General features: G+C 73.5%; 17 protein-coding genes and 1 tRNA gene. 7 read left to right on the top strand and 11 right to left on the bottom strand.

All coding sequences use genetic code 11. The annotated features are described in order from the left end of the window. Positions 1-21 precede the first annotated feature (21 nt). Positions 22-2,646, bottom strand: a complete 2,625-nt coding sequence (locus BKA05_RS02125; RefSeq protein WP_179529951.1) for a penicillin acylase family protein — start codon at positions 2,644-2,646, stop codon at positions 22-24. A gap of 103 nt (positions 2,647-2,749) precedes the next feature. Here BKA05_RS02125 and BKA05_RS02120 point away from each other — a divergent pair, with 103 nt between their 5' ends. The 3 genes from BKA05_RS02120 (at position 2,750) to BKA05_RS02110 (ending at position 4,263) form a co-directional block, all read left to right on the top strand. Further along, positions 2,750-3,088 (top strand): FmdB family zinc ribbon protein, encoded by a 339-nt coding sequence (locus BKA05_RS02120; protein WP_179529950.1) that lies wholly within the window; start codon positions 2,750-2,752, stop codon positions 3,086-3,088. 88 nt (positions 3,089-3,176) lie between these two features. Further along, the gene (locus tag BKA05_RS02115; protein ID WP_179529949.1) at positions 3,177-3,857 is read left to right on the top strand and encodes an RcpC/CpaB family pilus assembly protein; all 681 of its coding nucleotides are present in this window, start codon (positions 3,177-3,179) and stop codon (positions 3,855-3,857) included. 52 nt (positions 3,858-3,909) lie between these two features. Next, the gene (locus BKA05_RS02110) at positions 3,910-4,263 is read left to right on the top strand and encodes an MscL family protein (RefSeq protein ID WP_179529948.1); all 354 of its coding nucleotides are present in this window, start codon (positions 3,910-3,912) and stop codon (positions 4,261-4,263) included. 172 nt (positions 4,264-4,435) lie between these two features. Here the strand turns inward: BKA05_RS02110 and BKA05_RS02105 are convergent, their stop codons facing one another. Together BKA05_RS02105 and BKA05_RS02100 are read right to left on the bottom strand one after the other, a co-directional pair. Then, positions 4,436-4,630, bottom strand: a complete 195-nt coding sequence (locus BKA05_RS02105) for a hypothetical protein (RefSeq protein WP_179529947.1) — start codon at positions 4,628-4,630, stop codon at positions 4,436-4,438. Next, positions 4,627-5,883 (bottom strand): LCP family protein, encoded by a 1,257-nt coding sequence (locus BKA05_RS02100; RefSeq protein WP_343045477.1) that lies wholly within the window; start codon positions 5,881-5,883, stop codon positions 4,627-4,629. The genes BKA05_RS02105 and BKA05_RS02100 overlap by 4 nt, the downstream gene beginning before the upstream one ends. Positions 5,884-6,101: 218 nt before the next feature. On the opposite strand from BKA05_RS02100, the gene BKA05_RS02095 reads away from it, so the two are divergent. Further along, positions 6,102-6,177: transfer RNA gene (locus BKA05_RS02095), tRNA-Arg, on the top strand. A gap of 85 nt (positions 6,178-6,262) precedes the next feature. On the opposite strand, the gene BKA05_RS02090 is transcribed toward BKA05_RS02095, so the two are convergent. The 4 genes from BKA05_RS02090 to BKA05_RS02075 form a co-directional block, all read right to left on the bottom strand. Beyond that, complete coding sequence (locus BKA05_RS02090) at positions 6,263-6,610, bottom strand: hypothetical protein (protein ID WP_179529946.1); 348 nt, start codon at positions 6,608-6,610, stop codon at positions 6,263-6,265. Positions 6,611-6,776: 166 nt separating this feature from the next. After that, positions 6,777-7,466 (bottom strand): Pr6Pr family membrane protein, encoded by a 690-nt coding sequence (locus tag BKA05_RS02085; protein WP_179529945.1) that lies wholly within the window; start codon positions 7,464-7,466, stop codon positions 6,777-6,779. Between the two features lie 58 nt (positions 7,467-7,524). Then, complete coding sequence (locus BKA05_RS02080) at positions 7,525-8,514, bottom strand: DNA adenine methylase (protein WP_179529944.1); 990 nt, start codon at positions 8,512-8,514, stop codon at positions 7,525-7,527. Between the two features lie 71 nt (positions 8,515-8,585). Further along, on the bottom strand, positions 8,586-9,770 hold the full coding sequence (locus BKA05_RS02075; RefSeq protein WP_179529943.1) for a saccharopine dehydrogenase family protein: 1,185 nt from the start codon (positions 9,768-9,770) through the stop codon (positions 8,586-8,588). A 65-nt stretch (positions 9,771-9,835) separates the two neighbouring features. Here BKA05_RS02075 and BKA05_RS02070 point away from each other — a divergent pair, with 65 nt between their 5' ends. Further along, positions 9,836-11,830, top strand: a complete 1,995-nt coding sequence (locus tag BKA05_RS02070) for a beta-propeller domain-containing protein (protein WP_179529942.1) — start codon at positions 9,836-9,838, stop codon at positions 11,828-11,830. A gap of 272 nt (positions 11,831-12,102) precedes the next feature. Here BKA05_RS02070 and BKA05_RS02065 read toward each other — a convergent pair whose 3' ends face one another. Both BKA05_RS02065 and BKA05_RS02060 read right to left on the bottom strand, forming a co-directional pair. Beyond that, the gene (locus BKA05_RS02065) at positions 12,103-12,837 is read right to left on the bottom strand and encodes a hypothetical protein (RefSeq protein ID WP_179529941.1); all 735 of its coding nucleotides are present in this window, start codon (positions 12,835-12,837) and stop codon (positions 12,103-12,105) included. Between the two features lie 71 nt (positions 12,838-12,908). Beyond that, positions 12,909-13,301, bottom strand: coding sequence for a helix-turn-helix domain-containing protein (locus BKA05_RS02060; RefSeq protein ID WP_179529940.1), 393 nt, complete (start codon positions 13,299-13,301; stop codon positions 12,909-12,911). Between the two features lie 216 nt (positions 13,302-13,517). On the opposite strand from BKA05_RS02060, the gene BKA05_RS02055 reads away from it, so the two are divergent. Both BKA05_RS02055 and BKA05_RS02050 read left to right on the top strand, forming a co-directional pair. Then, positions 13,518-13,787 (top strand): DUF2277 domain-containing protein, encoded by a 270-nt coding sequence (locus BKA05_RS02055; protein ID WP_179529939.1) that lies wholly within the window; start codon positions 13,518-13,520, stop codon positions 13,785-13,787. A gap of 18 nt (positions 13,788-13,805) precedes the next feature. Beyond that, a complete protein-coding gene (locus BKA05_RS02050; RefSeq protein WP_179529938.1) occupies positions 13,806-14,681 on the top strand; it encodes a Sir2 family NAD-dependent protein deacetylase in 876 nt (291 codons plus the stop codon). Here the strand turns inward: BKA05_RS02050 and BKA05_RS02045 are convergent. Both BKA05_RS02045 and BKA05_RS02040 read right to left on the bottom strand, forming a co-directional pair. Further along, positions 14,678-15,124, bottom strand: coding sequence for a hypothetical protein (locus BKA05_RS02045; protein WP_179529937.1), 447 nt, complete (start codon positions 15,122-15,124; stop codon positions 14,678-14,680). The genes BKA05_RS02050 and BKA05_RS02045 overlap by 4 nt on opposite strands. A 133-nt stretch (positions 15,125-15,257) precedes the next feature. Continuing rightward, complete coding sequence (locus BKA05_RS02040; protein WP_179529936.1) at positions 15,258-15,944, bottom strand: iron-dependent transcriptional repressor DtxR; 687 nt, start codon at positions 15,942-15,944, stop codon at positions 15,258-15,260. Positions 15,945-15,998 lie beyond the last annotated feature (54 nt).

Genomic DNA, 15,998 nt, shown 5'->3' with positions numbered 1-15,998 from the left:
GAGTCCGCTGGCGCGTCCTCGTCACGGCGCGGGGCGCAGGGTGAGCTCGGAGTCAGCGGCCTCGGCGACGGCGTCGGGCGAGAACAGGAACGGCAGGGTCTCGCCACCCACGAGCAGGTCGGTCTGGTCGGTGTAGTGCGACGAGGTCGGGTGCCCGGAGACGCCGGTGAGGGCGACCCAGCGGGAGTCGTCCCAGTCGGCCAGGGACACCACCATCCGCATCGACGGGGTGGTGGTGACCTCGAAGCCGCGCGCCGCGTCCCAGCCGGTGGCGTCCACGGCCCCCGGGCCACCGCCGACCTCCCACGGGTCGGGCTCGACCACGCGACGCGCCAGGTCGAGGGCCACGCCGTCGCCCAGCAGGCCCGGCGAAGCCAGGAACAGCTGGTGCACGTGCCCCCAGGTCCACCGGTCGGCCTCGCGGGCCTGGCGCCGCGTCAGCTCGTCGCGGGCCTCCAGCATCGCGCTGCGCAGCACGTCGTCGCGCTCCTCGACCCGGTCGGTGGTCACGTCGTCCCACCACGGGTCCCGCGGTGACTCCAGCAGCGCGGCCACGACCTCGACCCAGCGCGCACCGCCGTCGGGCCAGACCGGCGCCGGCAGCTCGTCGTGGAAGGTGAGGGCGAGCAGCTCGCGCCAGGTCGCGTTGAGGTACGCCGCGGCGGCGGCCCCAGTGCCCTCGGCCGGCGCGGCGAGGTCCCAGTCCTCGAGCAGCCGCTGGCCGTCGTCGGCGTACCCGGGGTCCAGCTCGACCGCCAGCAGCGCCGGCACCAGCACGGCGGCCAACGGGGAGAGGCTGTCGCGCTGGACCTCGGCCAGCCCGTCGACGTCGCGGGGCTCGGAGACGACCAGGTCGCGCAGCCGGGAGGCACGGTGGCCGGGGTCCCACGTGGTGCCGAGGTGGAAGGGGTAGTCGCTGCCGACCGGCGCCTGGTTGGCCGCGACCGCCACCCCGTCCTCGGGCCGGGTGGTGAAGGGCAGCGCCCCGAAGGGGAGGGTCCGCCCGGTCCAGTCGTTCTCCGAGCGCCAGCCCGCCGTGGGCTCGGTGGTGTCGCGACCGGACTTGCGCACCGGCACGGCGCCGGCGACCTGGACCCCCACCGTGCCCTCCCGGTCGGCGAGCACCACGTCGACGGCGGGGACCGCCCACGACGACAGCGCCTGCCGGGCCGTCTCGACGTCGGTCGCGAGCGCGAGGTCGAGCAGGGCGTCCAGGGTCGGCGCGGGGGTGGACCCGGCCCACTGGACCGCCACCGCGATCTCCTCGTCGAGGTCCGCGCCGCGGGCCGCCGCGGAGGCGTCACCGGCCGTCCGGGCCGAGGGGTCGATGTCGGAGAGCAGCGGGCCGTGCCGGGTGGTGCGGACGGTCAGCAGCTCGGAGTCGGCACCGGCGACGTCGATGGCCTCGGTGCGGGTGCGCAGCGGCCGGGAGCGACGGTCGGTCCGCACGCGCCCGTCGCGGATCCGCTCGACCACCAGGTCGGTCGTGTCGAGGCCCGCCGCGGCCATCCCCCAGGCGACCTCGGCGTTGTGGCCCTGCACCACGCCCGGGACGCCGGGCAGCGAGAAGCCCGCGACGTCCCACGGGCAGCTCGCGCCGACGTCGCGGCAGTGCAGCCCCACCTGCATCCACGGCCCCGGGACCTGCGCGGCCAGGTGCGGGTCGACGGCCAGCAGCGGCGCACCGGTGCCCGACGCCTCGGCATCCACCACGACCGCGTTGCTGCCGACGCCGGGACCGCGGCCGGCCCACTGCGGCAGCGCCTCCAGCGCGCGTCCCGCCGCCTCCACGGCCCGCACCCTGCGCGGGCCGAAGCCCACGCGCTGCGGGTTGCGGGTGCCGCCCTGGGTCGCGCCCGGCTCGAAGCGGCCGTCGACCACCGCGCCCCCGGAGACGACCGGCGGCACGGTCTGGTGGGAGTACGCCGGCCACAGCGCCTGCGCCCGCGGGGTGCCCACGGCGTCGGCGACCAGGACCCGCTCGACCTCGTCGGCCGCACCGCCGCCGAGGTCCCAGGCGTAGGACTTCAGCCAGGTCAGGGTGTCCACGGCCGTCCAGTCACCGGGCGCGGTGTCGGCACCGTCGAGGTCGAGCAGGGTGTACTCCACGGCCAGCTCGGAGGGGTCGTGCTCGGCGAGGTAGGCGTTGACCCCGTCGGCGTACGCCTCCAGGAAGGCCCGGGTGTCGGGGCTGAGCAGCGCCAGCTCCTGCTGGGCGACCAGGCGGAAGCCGAGCGTGCGGGCCACCCGGTCCCCCGGCAGCGCCCCGGCGCCGACCAGCTCGGCGAGGGTGCCGGACGCGCTGCGCCGACGCACGTCCATCTGGAAGAAGCGCTCCTGCGCGGTGACGTAGCCCTGGCCCATCGCCAGGTCGGTCGGGCTGTCGGCGTAGATCTGCGGGATGCCGGCGTCGTCGCGCAGCACCGTCACCCGACCGGTGAGCCCCGCGACCTCCACCTCTCCGCCGGTCTGCGGCAGCGGCCGGCGGGCCAGCGCGAGGGCGAAGAGCCCCGCCACGACCAGGGAGAGCACCAGTCCCGCGACGACGTAGGTCGAGACGCGCACGGTGTCGGGCATCCGCCGGAAGGCGCGCCACCACGCGACGGGGGCGCTCGGCGCGGCGGACGGCTGCGTGTGCTCGCTCATGGTGCGGGCCATTCTGCCGTGACGTAGCATTGGCACTCGCCAGGGAAGAGTGCCAGTGCGGCACGCCATGCGATGGACCCCGGCCCGCGCGAGAGGAGACCCGATGCCGACCTACCAGTACGCCTGCACCGAGTGCGACCACGCCTTCGAGCAGTTCCAGAGCTTCTCGGACGCCTCGCTGACCGAGTGCCCGCAGTGCCAGGGCCGGCTGCGCAAGGTCTACAACGCCGTCGGCGTGGTCTTCAAGGGCTCCGGCTTCTACCGCACAGACAGCCGCTCCGGCGCCTCGAGCAGCTCCACCGCCGGCTCGTCCTCGACCGGCTCGTCGTCGGAGTCCAGCAGCACCAGCAGCACGAGCGACTCCGGCAGCAGCGCGTCCGGCTCCTCCAGCACCCCGAGCACCTCCTCGGGCTCCAGCAGCACCGCCGCCGCGGCCTCCTGAGGTCCCACCCGCCCGACGCCCTGTGGACGTCGGGCGGTCCTGTGGAGGGCCCGGCCCGTCGCAGGTCGATCCGACCTAGCGTCGCCGGATGCCGCCCGACCCGTCGCTGCCCCCCGACCTCTCCTCCGTACGCCGCCGGCTCGGTGCCGCCCGGCGGCGGCTGCGCCGCGGGGTGCTGGGGCGGCGCCGGCTGCTGGCCGCGCTGTGCGCCGCCCTCGCGGTCGGCTCGGGCGTGCACGCCGTCGCCGGCCCACCCCCGCCCGGGGTGGAGGTCACCGTGGCCGCGCGGGCACTGCCCGCCGGGACGGTCCTGGGCGCGGACGACCTGACCACGGTCACGCTCTCCCCCGACGCGGTGCCCGACGACGTGCTCGCCGACCCCGAGGGCTCGGCCCTGGCCGGGCCGGTCGCCCGCGGCGAGCCGATCACCGCGGTCCGGGTCGTGGGCCAGGACCTGGCCGGCGAGGGGCTGGCCGGCACCGGACGGGTGGCGGTGCCCGTCCGGCTGCCCGACGCCGGGGCCGTGGGGCTGCTCTCGGCCGGGGACCGGATCGACGTCGTGGCCACCGACCCGCAGGCGGGCACCTCGGTCACGGTCGCTGCCGGCGTACCCGTCCTGGCGCTGCCGGGAGCCGACGAGGGTGCCGGCGCGGGCCCGCTCGGCACGCCGGGTGGACGGCTGGTCGTCCTGGCGGTCGAGGAAGCAGACGTCCACAACTTGGCCACAGCCGGGGCGGCGTCCTTCCTGACCTACGTCTGGTCCCGCTAGCGTCGCGGGAGGACGCGGCCGCTCGGGCCGCCACGACTAGGAGGACTCCATCATGGGTGGCTTCAAGAACTTCCTGCTCCGCGGGAACCTCGTCGACCTGGCCGTCGCGGTCATCATCGGCACCGCCTTCGGCAAGGTCGTCGAGGCGTTCACGGCCTGGCTGACCCGGCAGGTGGGCGCCGACGGTGACGACGCCTTCTTCGCCAACGCCGAGCTCGGCGACGCCGCCTTCTTCGTCAACACCGTCATCTCGTTCGTGACGCTGGCGGCGGTCGTCTACTTCCTGGTGGTGCTGCCCTACACCCGGGCCAAGGAGAAGTACTTCCCCAGCGCTCCTCCGGGCACCCCCGAGGACACCGTGCTGCTGCGCGAGATCCGCGACGCCCTCACCGCCCGCCAGGCCTGATCCACCCGCAGTTCCCGGGTCGAGCCGGCGTATCAACACGCCGGTTCGACCCGCACCACCCGCCGAGCCGGCGTATCAACACGCCGGTTCGACCCGCACCACCCGCCGAGCCGGCGTATCAATACGCCGGTTCGGCTCTCACAGCGCACGAAGACGTGTGACGGGCTCGACCTCAGCCGCCGTGGTGGGGTGGCACCTGCTCCTTGAGCCAGGTGTCGCCGTCTCGCCGGTCGCGGGGGTCGGGCTCCCTCTCGTCCGTGGTGGTCTCGGGCAGCGCGTCGCCGAAGACCTCCGCCCGGCGACGGCGCCGCTCCCAGGCGGCCTGCTCCTCCGGCGTACGCCGGTCGCTGCCGGGGGCCTCGCTCACGTGCACAACCCGGCCGCGGCGAGCGCCTCGTCGGAGGCGGTGGGGGCGTTGCCACCGCTGCCGTCCGAGCCACCTGACCCGCTGCCCTGCGAGGCGGTCTCGTCGGGCGACTCCGACGGCTCGTCGGAGGAGGTGCCCGGGACGCGCGCGGCACTGATGACGTCGGTCTGCAGCCGCTTGGTCAGCGGCTCGTCGTTCTTCAGGCGGTTCCACACCACGTCGGCCTGCCGCTTCCACACCAGCCGGTTGGGGTCGTTCGGGTCGACCTTGTTGGGGATGGTGATGAACTGGACGTTGTCGAGACCGATGCCGCGGAACTCATAGCCCAGCTTGGCCAGCTGCCACAGGTTGCCGAGGTCCTCGTCGAGGGTCAGCGACTCGGTGGCCGCCTCCAGGAAGCCCAGCAACCGGTCCGGCCGGGCCAGGGTGTTGGAGGAGACCACGGTGTTGACCATCGAGGCGATGAAGGCCTGCTGGCGCTTCATCCGGCCGATGTCGGAGCCCCCGGACAGCGCGTAGCGCTGGCGGACGTAGTTGAGCGCCTGGATGCCCTCGAGCTTGCGGGTGCCGGCCTCGAGGTACATCCCGTGCGCACGGTCGTCGATGTCCTCGGGGATGCACACCTCGACACCGCCGACCGCGTCGACCATGTCCTGGAAGCCGGTGAAGTCCACGACGACGAAGTGGTCCAGGCGGATGCCGGTCAGCGCCTCGAACTGCTGGATCGTGCAGGCGGGCCCCGCGAGCTGGTAGGCGACGTTCCACATCTGGTACGACGCCGCCGGGGTGGTCGTGCCGTCCTCGGTGCGGCACTCGGGCCGGTCGACCATCGAGTCGCGGGGGATGCTCACGCCGTAGGCGCGCTCCCGGTCGGCGGAGAAGTGCAGCAGCAGGGTCGTGTCCGAGCGCTCGCCGCCACCGGTCAGGCCGTCGATGTTGTTGGCGCCCTCGCGAGTGTCCGAGCCCATCACCAGGACGTTGAGCGGCTCCTGGGGGCCGGTCACCTCCACCTTGTCCGGCCGGTCGCCGACCAGCTGGTCGTCGATGTCCATGACCGTGAGGTTGCCGTTGAGGTGGCGGTAGAGGTAGGTCACCGACAGCCCCGTCACCAGGCCCAGCACCACCAGCGTGGAGATCAGGACCTTGGCGACGGTGTGGGTGCGCCGCCGCTTGGCGCGCCGCTTGCCCCGCCGCGTCACCCGCGGCTCCGGGGTCGCCACCTCGCCCGACGGGGAGGGGTGGGGCGTGCTCACGGATCGTTCTCCTGGCGGTCGGCCGCGACGTGCGGCCCGGGGGATGCGCCGGTGGGCCCGGCGTACGTCGGTGGCGCTGCGCTGCGCCGGCGGCTGCGCTGGGCGAGCCGTGTGCGGCGAACCTAGCCCGGTGCGCCAACTGCCTCGATTGTGCGGCGAGGGGGCCGCCCCGGCCAAGTCGGGACGGGGACGGTGGGTCTGACAAGATGACCGCCGCGGCCCCAGTAGCTCAGCGGATAGAGCAGCCGCCTCCTAAGCGAAAGGTCGCAGGTTCGACTCCTGCCTGGGGCACCATCCGGGACGGCACGAGCACGGGGTCGCGGAGAGTTCGGTGCACGGGATGCACCGAATCCTCCACGATCGCACCGTGGGCGCGCCCTCAGGTGATCACCTGCTGGTGCACGGACCCGTCGGGTTCGACGGCGTACACGCGCACGCCCAGCATCATCCACACGCGACCGGGCACCGTCAGCACCGTGGGCAGGTCCCGCGAGGCGAGGGCGAGGGCGTGCCGCTCCTCCGGGTCGCGCATGCCGCTCAGCAACGTCCTCAGGGCCCGGTCGATGCTCCTCGACCTGACCCACGCCGTGCGTGCCTGCTCGACGGTCACCACGTGCATGGTGACCTCGTCCCGGTGGACCTGGTACGCGCTCCCCCCGTCGTCGGTTCCCACCCAGCCGTCGTCGGCGAGGTGCTGGCGGAGGGCGGCCGCTACGCCCCTAGCCATGCAGGAGAACCTCGCCCGCAAATGTTTCAGGCGTGTTACCTCCGCAGGTCGCCGGGGGTTTTTAACCCATTTCTTGACCCGGCGGTCCGTGATCCCCACCCGGGGACGTCGCGCTGGTCACAGTGGTCTGGACCTGGGAGTCAGCGCGGGGGCCGGCAGTGCCGCGTCACGCATGCTCATGGGTACGCCGCAGCAGCGCCGCGTCCACCGCCCACAGCACCCCTGCGACCACCAGCCCGAAGGCCAGGATCACCGCCACGGTGGCCAGCACCGCCGGGTAGCCGCGCTCCCCCACGGCGACGAAGCCGTAGGGGTAGGACCCGATCACCGCACCCCGGGCGAGCATCCAGCCGACCCACAGCACCGGCACCACGAGCGCCAGCGGGACCAAGCGGCCCGACACCCAGCCGCGGGGACCTGCCCACACCCAGGCCGCGACCGCGAGCACCGGCACCACCACGTGCTGGGTCGGGTCGGTGATGATCGACCAGCCCTGCACGTCGATGCTCGGCGCCAGCAGCAGCTGGTAGACGATCGCGGTCACCACGATCATGAGCAGCGCGTCGAGCAGCAGCACCCGCTGCCAGGTGGCTCCGCGGGCCCCACGGGCCAGCACCGTCGCGGCCAGGGCCACGACGACGTTGGACCAGATCGTGAAGTAGCTCAGCGTGTCGGTGACCCGCTGCAGGACGCCGTACGCCCCGCCCTCGGTGTCGCCGTAGACCCCGGGCTCGGGCGGGCTGTCGGCGTACCACCCCAAGGCCGAGAGGGAGAGCGTGAGGGCGAAGCCCGTCCACGCCACCGCGGCCACCACCGTCCACGCGCGGCGCCGCCGCACGTCCTCCCCCGACGTCATGGTCGGAGTATCACCGATCTGCCCACCGTCCGGCGCGGATCCGCACGGCTCGCGGCGATCAGGGCGCGAGCAGCAGCAGCTCGTCGACGCGGCGCCGCACCGCGGTGCGGTGGGTGCCGTAGGAGTAGGTGTGCGGGACGGTGCGCACCTCCACCTCGCCCTTCACCTCGCGCAGCAGGCCCTCCAGCGTCGCCCGGTCCGGCAGGGCGTGGGAGGAGTAGGAGAGCACCAGCGGCACGGCGCGGAACTGCTCGAACAGCTCCCCGAACGCCGCCTCGATCGTGCGGCGCGAGGAGAACTTCGTGACCCGCTTGGGCAGCTTGCGGGTGCGGGTCTCCCACATGATCTCGTCGCCCTCCCAGTAGCGCGAGAGCCCCTCGAGGAAGTGGAAGCGCTTGGTGTAGTCGTTGTCGTCGCTCACCGGGGCGTACGGCGGGTCCAGGTAGACCAGGTCCCAGGCGCCCGGCTCGACCTCCCCCACCTCACCGGTGGAGACCGAGCACGGGACGGGACCGGTGAAGACGGCCCGGTGGTAGTCGGCGACGCGTTCGACGAAGTGCTCGCGCAGGCTCAGGCGCAGGTCGCGCCGCCCGTCGTCGTACCTGCTGAGGTCGCCGCTGATCGTGAAGACCCCGCGCGGCTGCCGGCGGGCGGCGGCCAGGCACAGCGCCGCGACGGCGACCGAGCGCGCGTGACCCGACATGGTCGCGACGTGGCTCCAGGCGCTGTCGAGGAACGCGAGGTCGTCGGGGGTGAAGAAGACCCCGTCGAAGGTGCGCCGGCAGAAGTCGCGGTCGTCGAGCGCCGGCGAGCAGATCCGCTCGACGTCCTCGTCGGTGAGCCGCACGTCGTCGTTGACGACACCCGCGGCGGCGACGACGCCGGGGAAGCCGAGGTAGTCGTTGGAGCGTACGGCGAAGCCCTGGTGCTTGAGCAGGTAGGAGACGACCCCTGAGCCGCTGAACGCGTCGAGGGCGCGACCCCGTCCCGGGGCGAGGTCGGCGAAGGCCTGCGCCAGGTGCGGCAGCAAGCGGTGCTTGGAGCCCATCCACCGCACCCGCGGCCACGCGGCCGCCCGCCGCGCAGCCTCCGCCGGGTCGGCGGCCTGCGCCCGCAGGGTCAGTCGACGACCTCGAAGGTCATGCCGGCCGCCTGCAGGCGGGCCAGCAGGTTGTCACCCATCGCCTGGGCGGTGGTGACCTGGCCGGCGGTGGCGGGGTTGTCGTCGAAGGCCAGGCACAGCGCGGACTCGGCGAGCATCTTCGCGGTCTCGGTGTAGCCGGGGTCGCCGCCGGAGACGCGGGTGTGCACCGTGCGGCCCTCGCCCTCGCCGACGAAGTCGACGGTGAACCACGACTTCTCGCGCCGCGAGGCGGAGGGGCCCTCGCCCTGCTTGACCTTGGACTTCAGCAGGTTGCGAGCCGGCGGGATCTTCGCCGCGACCCCGATGAGGCCCACGCCGAGCGCGCCGCCCGCGGCGTAGCGCAGGGTCTTGGTGCCGGCGAAGTGGGAGTAGCGGAAGTCGCTGCCGTACGCCGGCAGGGCCGCGCCGCTGCGGGCGACGACCTGCGGGTCGATGGTCGGCATCGGGAGCAGGTAGTAGCCCAGCAGCGGGTCCTTGCCCGGCTTGCCGGCCACCGCGCGGCTCTTGCGACCCTCGGGCCGCGGCTCGACGCGGCGGCGCTCCTTGAACGCCTCACTCATCTGGCGGCTGCGCTCGAAGGCACCCATCGCGGAGTGGAAGGTGCCGCCCGAGAAGGTGCCGGCGGCACGGACCACGCCGCGCAGGGTCACCGGGCCGCTGGCGTGCAGCTGCTGGACAGTGAAGTAGGCGCCGAGGTCGTGCGGGATGGAGTCGAAGCCGCAGGCGTGGACGATGCGCGCGCCGGAGCGCTCGGCCGCGGCGTGGTGGCGGACGTACATCGTGTCGACGAACTCCGGCTCACCGGTGATGTCGACGTAGTCGGTGCCGGCCTCGGCACACGCGGCGACCAGCGGCTCGCCGAGCTGCTGGTAGGGCCCGACGGTGGTGACGACGACCTTGGTGCGGCGCGTCAGCGCCGCGAGGGCGGCCGCGTCGGAGGTGTCGGCGACGACGAGCTCGAGGTCGGCCAGGGCCGGCTCGATCGTGGCGAGGTGGGTGCGGACCTGCTCGAGCTTGCTCAGGTTGCGCCCGGCCAGCGCCCAGCGCAGCCCCTCGGGGGCGTGGCGGGCGAGGTACTCGGCGGTGAGCCCGCCGGTGAAGCCGGTCGCCCCGAAGAGCGCGAGATCGAGGTCGCGGGTCTGGTCCTGCGCGTCAGCCATGGACACATCGTGTCAGGAGCACCCGGACGCCGGAACCGCACGTCCACCTCGTACGTCGCAGCCACATGCGCGCCCGCACCCTGCTCACCGCCCTCACCGCCACCGCGCTCGTCGGCGCGGGGGTCCTGGTCGGCCTCTCCCTCGACGCGGGCCCCGGTGGTCGAGCCGGCCATGCCGGTGGTCGAGCAGCGACGAGCGCCAGCGAGGAGCGGGCGTCGAGACCCCGGCCGGTCGCCTGGCAGGGTGACGACCTGACCCCCGCGGCCTCCTGCGAGCAGCTCCTCGAGTGGTACGTCGACGGCGCCGAGGAGCTCGTCACGCCGTGGGGCTGGTCGGGAGGGCTGCTGGACGTGGGCGGCGCCTGGCGGACCTTCGCGCGCGACGGCGTGCTCGAGCTGCAGGGCTTCGCCGCGAAACAGGCGCCCGCGCCGACGAACGCCCGCGGGATGACCAACGCGACCCAGTCCGAGACCGGCACCAACGTCCAGGAGGCCGGCGTCGACGAGCCCGACGTCGCGAAGTCCGACGGCCGGCTGCTCGCCCGCGTCGAGCGGACCGGACGCACCAGCGACCTGGTGCTCGCCGACGTCACCGGCGAGACCGTCGAGGAGTCCGCGCGGATCGATCTTCTCGACGTCGGCGACCCCGAGCTGCTGCTGGTCGGCGACACCGTCGTGGTGGCCGGGACCGACCGGGAGGCCGACGGCTCCCCCGGTACCCGGATCCTCCGGGTCGACGTGACCGACCTCGACGAGCCGACGGTGACCGACACCCTGACCCTCGACGCCGACCTGCTCTCCGCGCGACAGCACGGCTCGACGGTGCGCTGGGTGACCCGGTCGGGCCTGCCCGACCTCGACTTCGCGCGTCCCGGCCGCCGCGCGGGCAGCGAGGACCGCGCGCTGCAGCGCAACCTCGCGGCCGTGCGTGGCAGCGGGATCGACGACTGGCTGCCGCACGTGACGACGTACGCCGAGGACGGCACCGCCACGACCGAGCGGCTGGTGGAGTGCGACGAGGTCGCCCTGCCCGGCAGTCCCGGCGAGGCGGACGGCGCGACGCCCGGCACCGTCGCGGTGGTGGGGCTGGACGCGACCGCTCCCCTGGCCGGGCTCGGCGACGCCGACGCCGTCGGCGTCGCGGTCGGCACCGACCTGGTCTACGCCTCGACCGACCGGCTCTACCTCGCGACCAGCGGCGCCCCCACGGGCTGCTGCTGGACGGTGGACCGGGCCTTCCCCGGTGGACCGACCGGCTGGCCGGTCGGCGGCTGGCGCGGCACCAGCGAGGTCCACGAGCTGGAGCTCGCGGGCACGGCGGCGACGTACGTCGCCAGCGGCGAGGTCGATGGCACCATCCGTGACCGGTGGTCGATGGACGAGCACGACGGCGTGCTGCGGGTGGCGGTGGGGCCGTCCTCGGAGACCGGCGACTTCTCCTCGATCGTCACGATGCGCCGTGACGGCAGCCGGCTGGAGGAGATCGGCCGGGTCGACCGGATCGGTCCGCGTGAGGAGATCGAGGCGGTCCGGTGGTTCGGCGACCTGGCGCTGGTGGTGACGTTCCGCCGCGTCGACCCGCTCTACACCGTCGACCTCTCCGACCAGACCGCGCCGAGGGTCGTCGGCGAGCTGAAGGTCCCCGGCTACTCCGCCTACCTGCACCCGCTCGGGCCGCACCGGCTGCTCGGTCTCGGCGAGGGCCCGGTGGTCGGGCGCCGGTGGGGCGCGCAGACCAGCCTGTTCGACCTGGCCGACCTCGCGGCACCGCGACGGCTCGACGTGCTCGACCACCGGGTCGGCACCCGGCACGTCGCCGCCACCGACCCCCGGGCCTTCACCTGGCTCCCCGGGCAGCGGACCGGCCTGAGCGTCGTCACCCGCGGGTACGGCGCCCGGACGGGGTGGCTCTCCATCATCCGGCTCGACGACGGCGTGATCACCGAGGAGCTGGTCGAGGTGGAGCACGGCAGCGACGTCGACCACGTGCGGCTGCTGCGGCTGCCCGACAAGCGGGTGCTGCTCGTGACGGCCGAGAAGGCGTCGTACGTCGAGGTCTGAAGGTTCGACTGACATCAGTCCGACCTTCGCGATGGCGGTCGAAGGTTCGACCGCGACGTGCAAGGTCTGACTGACATCGGTCAGACCTTCGCCGGTGCGGTCAGACCTTCGCCGGCGCGGTCAGACCTTCGCCGGTGCGGTCAGACCTTCGCCGCCGACCACGCCGACCACGCCCGGACAACCGCGCAGACGAGCCGAGCCCCGCCACGCCGGGAGGCGTGACGGGGCTCGGTGGAGGGGGTCGTGACCCGCGAGGGGTCAGGCCCGGTCGATCAGTCGCCGACCTTCTGGGCGGCCTCGGTCGTGGCGGTGGCCGCGGCGGTCGCGGTCTTCTTCGCCGCGGTCTTGGTCGCGGTGGCCGACTTCTTGGCCGGGGACTTCTTCGCGGTGGTGGCCGCGGAGGAGGCCGACTTCTTGGCGGTGGTCGCCGACTTCTTGGCACCGGTGGTGGTCTTCTTGGCCGCGGTCTTGGCGGTCTTGGTGCCCTGCGTCTTGGTGGTCTTGGCCTTCGCGGTGGTGGTCTTCGCCGCGGTCTTGGTGGCCTGGGTCGACTCCTGCTTGCGGATGCGGCCCACGAGCACCTCGCCGCGCTTGGCCAGGTCGGCGTAGGTCGCCGTGGCGGTCGCGGTGGTCTCGTCGAGCTGCTTGCGCACGGTGCCCGGGATCGCGAGCGCCTCGCCCTGGAGCTCGGCGACGCGCTTCTCGATGGCGGTACGACGGGCCTTGGCCTCGTCGCTCAGCGCCTCGACGCGGGCGTTGACCACGGCCTCGACCTGGGTGCGGATGGTCTTCGGCTCGAAGTCGAAGTCCTTGACCGACTTCGAGACGCCCTCGAACTTGGAGGTGGCGTCCTTCTGCAGGTCCACGAGCTTCTTCTGCACGTCGGCGACGTACTCGCGGACGGCCTCGACGGCCAGGTCCACGACGCCGGCACCGGCGTAGAGGGACTTGGTGGCCTCGGACCGGAGGTCCTCGATCTTGACGGTGGGAAGGGTGGCCTTGGCCATGTCGGAACTTCTCCTTCGGTGGGCCTCGCGGCCCGTCGGGTGGGTCGTGGCGGTCGCCACGGCCGCGGGGGTTACTTCTCCTCGTCGCCCGGCTCGGCGGCCGCCTGGCCGGCGTTCATGGCGAGGAAGGACTGGTAGACGTCGAGAAGGGACTGCTTCTGCCGTTCGGTCAGCGCGGTGTCGGCGAGGACCGCGAGCTCCACCGAGCCGCCGACCCCGTCGTCGGGGCTGACGATCCCGGCCCGGATGTAGAGCTGTTCGGCCGAGATCCGCAGTGCCTTGGCGATCTGCTGGAGCACCTCCGCTGACGGGCGCCGCAGTCCGCGTTCGATCTGGCTGAGATACGGGTTCGAGACGCCGGTCTGCTCGGCGAGCTGCCGCAAGGAGAGCTGCGCCTGGGTGCGCTGCTCCTTGAGGTAGTCACCCAGCGAGCCGACTGCCGTCGACACCTTTCCCTTGGCCATGTCCCCCATAGTGCTTGCTCGTGCTAGCACTTGCAAGCAGCAAGCGCGTGCATCACGTCACAGCACCCTCGCCCTGCGCCGGGAACATCCCAACCAGGCTTGGAAATCACCCACACCGCTACCGCGCTAGCAACCCGGCTAGCGCCTGCTCCCAGGCTGCCCCGACGCTTGCTGGAGCAGGCACACCGCCTCCCCCCGGCGTCGTAGGCTCGCGACATGTGCCGCAACATCCGCCAGCTCCACAACTTCGAGCCCCCGGCGACCTCCGACGAGGTGAGCGCGGCGGCCCTGCAGTACGTCCGCAAGGTGAGCGGGTCGACCAAGCCGTCCCAGGCCAACCAGGAGGCCTTCGACCGGGCGGTCGCCGAGGTCGCCCACGCCACCCAGCACCTCCTCGAGGCCCTCACGACCACCGCGTCGCCTAAGAACCGCGAGGTCGAGGCGGAGAAGGCGCGGGCCCGCGCCGCGGTCCGCTACGCCCGCTGAGACCGACCCCGCCCGGCCGTGAGCACCCCTCCCTCCCCCACGCGCAGCGCCGACCACGTCGAGGCCGCCCTCGACCTGCTCGCCGAGCGACCCCTGGTCGTGCTCACCGGCGCGGGGCTGTCCACCGACTCGGGCATCCCCGACTACCGCGGGCCCGACGCGCCGCCGCGGCGACCGATGACCTACCAGGAGTTCGTCTCCGGCCCCGCGGCACGCCAGCGCTACTGGGCGCGCAGCCACCTGGGCTGGGGGCGGATGCGGCGGGCCGAGCCCAACCCCGGCCACCACGTCCTGGCGCGGATCGACCCCGAGCTGCTCATCACCCAGAACGTCGACGGACTCCACGAGCGGGTGGGCACCCCGCGGCTGGTCGCCCTGCACGGCCGGATCGCCGACGTGGTCTGCCTGGGCTGCCGGCGTACCGGCCCCCGGGCCGGACTGCACGACCAGCTCACCCGCCTGAACCCCGACTGGCACGAGCGCCACCCGTCGGTGCGCATCCGCCCCGACGGCGACGTGGACCTGGAGGACACCGACGGGTTCGTCGTCCCGGCCTGCCCGTGCGGGGGCATCCTCAAGCCCGACGTCGTGTTCTTCGGGGAGAACGTGCCCAAGGAGCGGGTCGAGCGCTGCTACGCGGCCGTCGACGCCCTCGCGCAGCACGACGGCGCGCTGCTCGTCGTCGGCTCGAGCCTGACGGTGATGAGCGGGCTGCGCTTCGTGCGGCGCGCCGCCTCGCTCGGGGTGCCGGTCGTCATCGCCAACCGCGGCGAGACCCGCGGGGACCCGTTGGCGACGTACGCCGTCGAGGACGGTTGCACACCGTTCCTCCTCGCGCTCGAGCAGCGGCGCACGGCCCTCGCGGAGCCGGGCGACGCGCGGGACGCCGGCTAGCGCGGCGGCGCCCCGGGGCCACCCCAGGGGTCGTCGCGCAGCTCGTCGCCGGCCACGTCACGCAGGCGCCGGAGCAGGTCCAGGACGTCGCGCTCGTCCACGCCGTCGGTCTGTGTCCCGGCGGGCGCGGCGTCGCCGGCAGCGAGGAGCCGGTCCCGGACGACGTGCGGTGGGAGCCGCACGCCCAGCTCCAGCACGTAGTGGGTGTCGGTCAGGTCGAACTCGATGTCGACCACCTGCGCGGCGTGGAACTCCCCGTCGGGATCGACGACCACGACGTGCTCGTCGGGCTCCAGGCCCCGCGTGAGCGCGGACTCGCCGTGCGAGACGACGAACTCACCGCCCACCCCGCGACCACCGGTGAGGAGCGCGGCGCTCACCGGCACCGAGATCAGCTCCATGACGCCCTCGCATCGACCAGCGCCGCTCGGACGCTCCACCATCGTTGCCATTCCCTGCATGTCCGGTCAACGAGGCGGACGAGCGTGCGGTCACGCACGGACCCACACCCGTCTGGACGGTCTCAGGTGCGCCCGAGTCCTGCCGATGACCGTCTGCACCGCGCTCCGGCCGACCTCAGAGGCGACGCACGAAGATGTGGTCGGCCGCCTCGGGGACGATCTCGGCGGTCTCGCCGCCGGCGCCGACCAGGACGCCCTCGGCCGTCTGGGCGACGGTGACGGTCGTGTCGGGCAGCGCCCCCACACGCCGCAGCGCGCTCATGAGGTCCTCGTCCTTCTGCATCTCCTCGGAGATGCGGCGCACGAGGACCCGCCCCTCGCCGCGCGCGGCCGCCTTGGAGAGCGGCTCGACGCCCTCCATGAAGGCCTCGGCGTGCTGGCTCTGGCCGAGCTCGTCGAGCCCGGGGATCGGGTTGCCGTAGGGCGACTCGGTGGGATGGTCGAGGATCTCCAGCAGCCGACGCTCGACGGTCTCGGAGATGACGTGCTCCCAGCGACAGGCCTCCTCGTGCACCAGCTCCCAGTCCAGCCCGATGACGTCGGTCAGCAGCCGCTCGGCGAGCCGGTGCTTGCGCATCACGCGGGTGGCCAGCCGGCGGCCGTCGTCGGTGAGCTCGAGGTGCCGGTCGCCCTCGACGGTGAGCAGACCGTCGCGCTCCATGCGCGCCACCGTCTGGGACACCGTCGGACCCGACTGGTGCAGGCGCTCGGCGATCCGGGCGCGCAGGGGCACGATGCCCTCCTCGACCAGCTCGTAGATGGTCCGCAGGTACATCTCGGTGGTGTCGATCAGGTCACTCACGCAGCCATCATCCCATCCGCCACCCAGGACGCGGCGCGGCGGCCGCTCGGGTGA

Origin of the sequence: Nocardioides marinus, from assembly GCF_013408145.1 — a bacterium.
Taxonomy (GTDB): domain Bacteria; phylum Actinomycetota; class Actinomycetes; order Propionibacteriales; family Nocardioidaceae; genus Nocardioides; species Nocardioides marinus.
This window is presented reverse-complemented; position numbering and strand designations above follow the sequence as displayed.